Source organism: Novosphingobium endophyticum, from assembly GCF_014640675.1.
Taxonomy (GTDB): Bacteria; Pseudomonadota; Alphaproteobacteria; order Sphingomonadales; family Sphingomonadaceae; genus Novosphingobium; species Novosphingobium endophyticum.
Genome location: NZ_BMHK01000081.1, coordinates 1 through 2,572 on the forward strand (window position 1 = coordinate 1; position 2,572 = coordinate 2,572).

Consider the following 2,572-nt stretch of genomic DNA (forward strand, 5'->3'; position numbering starts at 1 on the left):
CCCAGCGGCCACGACTCATAATGCACCTCATCTTAACTCATTGAAAGGCAAAGACCTGCTGATCAGGATTTGATGTTAGCGGAGCCGCCAACAGTTTCCTTCTGGAGAGACCGGCCAGATCTGCGGCCTTGATCACCCAGGGAGCACCGGGACAGACTTGTCGGCCGGTTATGGTGCCGCGACGTAGCATGCGCAACGCCGTCATATTACACACCCCGATGATTTTCGCCGCTTCGTTGAGCGTGATCTCGCCGCGCTCGGTCCATTCTTCTTCGCGGAAGCATGCAATCTCGTGATGATTGCGGAAGCCGCGCACGCGCCCCTGCGTCCAGGCGTTGCCGTTTCCGGTTGCGACCTTAATGCGATTGAGCAGGAGCGCGATTTGACGATCCGGCATCAGTCGAGCCAGCTCACGCATCAGCGCGATGGTGTCATCAGGAATGCGAGGATTATGCCTCCCTGCGGCGTTGAGGCGCTGCTTCACTTTGAGTTCGGTGTGGTCTCCGCCCTGCCAGTGCAGAACGGCGTGGATGATCGCTCCATCCCGACGCACAATGACTTCCGAGAGCGCGGTGCGCAGAATGCGTTTGCGCGTCGCTGGCGTTGCTGCCGGGTGCAACCAGGCGCGTTCGAGGTCGGCGCCAAGCGCCATCAGCTGCTCCCGCTCCTGTTCCCCCAGCGGAGGCGGGCGCCGTGCGACCATGTCTGCGATCTCGGCCTCGATCTTGGTCACTGCCTGCAAGGCCTCATTCCATCGGCGTTCCAGCTCGCCGGCAACGAGCCGATTGGCGGGATCGACCGCATCGTACTGCCGGCGGGCATGGGTGGCCTCATAGCGGGCCTGCTGCAGGCTGAGCTCTTGTTGCCGCTCACCTGCCGTGGTCTCGCTCGATTGCGTTTCGATTGCCTTGACGGCGGCCTCGATCCCGACCGGCTTCAGAACCTGCAGCACTTCATTGGCGATCGCGGCGTCGATGCTTAAGCCACTCACCGAGATGCAGCGCGCGGTGCCATGGTTCAAGCGTGCGCCGGAGCAGTGATAGCGACCAAGCTTGCCGCTGTAGTGAACATAGAGCTTACGCCCGCAGTGCCCACAGCGCAGCAGGCCTGGCAGCAGCAGTTCGCCTTCACGGGCGGCCCCGCGCGCCAGCGCATTGCTCATGCCGGTCGCGTTGCTGGCGATGGCCTTGAGGTTGCTCTCGAACTCGTCCCAGGCGATGTAGGCGGCGTGATGGTCTTTGATCAAGACATCCCATTCGGCCATCGGCTTGTGCACGCCGCGCCGGATACGTTTGCGACCGTCTACCACGCTTACCTGGCTGGTCGTGCGCCCGAAGGCGTAGGCACCGGCATAGATGGGATTGGTCAGGATGCCGTGCACGATATTGTAAGCCGGCAGGCGCCACACGATACCGTGAGCCTCGCCTCTGCGCGATTTCACGGGTAATTCGATCCCTTCGTCCCTGAGCCAGATGTGAACCTGCCGCGCACTCTTGAATTCGGCGAATTTCTCAAAGACGAGCCCGATGGCCTCCTGAACACGCCTATCCGGATTCTTCTCGATCCGGTCGCGCCCGACCTTCACATAGCCTGCGGCCACACCCAGCACCAATGCGCCGCGCCGCGCTTTCTGGCGCAGAGCTTCCTGCGAGCGTTGGCGAAACAGCGATAACTCGAGCTCGCTCATCGTGCCCTTCATGCCCAGCAGAAGTCGGTCGTTGGGGTGACGAGGATCGTAAATTCCATCCTCGTCGACGATGATGGTGCCGACTAGTCCACAAAACTCGATCAATGTGTGCCAGTCACGACCGTTACGGGCAAGCCGCGAAGCCTCGATCGCGAGCACCGCACCCACACGAGCGTCGCAGATCGCGGCCAACAGCCGCTCAAACCCTGGGCGCGCAATGCCGCCTCCCGAGCGTCCGAGATCATCGTCGATGATTTCGACCGCCATCCAGCCTAGCTGCCTGGCGCGATCGGCCAGCGCATATTGACGCCGCTGGCTCTCACGATTGTGGACAAGCTGGTCGGGCGTCGATTGACGGACATAGACGCAAGCGCTGCGCTGGAGATGCTCAGCCGTGATCTTGTTCATGACCGCCCTCCGCGCTTCCCACGTTGACCAGCGTCTGCGCGATCTCGAGCATCAGACCTTCCAGAAGGCCCCGCAACTCGATCATGCGCCTCGGGCACGGCGTCACGCGCGGTGGCTCTGCGTCGAACAGACTTGGTTGGTGGGTTGTGAATTTGCGCGCCATAATCAACTGTCTCCGTTTTTGACTCGGGCAAGAGACAGCTTAGGAGGGCGTCGACTTCGGCGCGCATTGCGCGCAGGATATCAAGTGGAAAGCGCGGACTGCCGCCAATAGCGAAACGGGATGCTGCGGGTTCCGTCATCCAGGCTGGCAAGCTGGCGAACGAGCCGTCGGGCTGGAGTATGACGACGTATGCGACGCCGCCGTATTCGAGCCGGCGCCTGATTTGCACCATCTCGCCGAAGCGCGGATGGAAACGGTAGCTGATCCGGCCATCAGCCGGCTGTTCGTTGGCAGTATGTCGCCATTCTGAGCAG

The 2,572-nt window shown here is 61.9% G+C and carries 2 protein-coding genes and 1 pseudogene; all 3 read right to left on the bottom strand.

All coding sequences use genetic code 11. The features are described 5' to 3' along the window. Nucleotides 1-37 precede the first annotated feature (37 nt). Nucleotides 38-2,095, bottom strand: a complete 2,058-nt coding sequence (locus IEX32_RS20220) for a recombinase family protein (RefSeq protein ID WP_188773333.1) — start codon at nt 2,093-2,095, stop codon at nt 38-40. Next, the gene (locus IEX32_RS20225; protein ID WP_188773334.1) at nt 2,076-2,258 is read right to left on the bottom strand and encodes a hypothetical protein; all 183 of its coding nucleotides are present in this window, start codon (nt 2,256-2,258) and stop codon (nt 2,076-2,078) included. The genes IEX32_RS20220 and IEX32_RS20225 overlap by 20 nt, the downstream gene beginning before the upstream one ends. 61 nt (nt 2,259-2,319) lie before the next feature. After that, nucleotides 2,320-2,523 (bottom strand): annotated as a pseudogene (locus tag IEX32_RS21205) (DUF5372 family protein); the annotation flags it as partial. Nucleotides 2,524-2,572 lie beyond the last annotated feature (49 nt).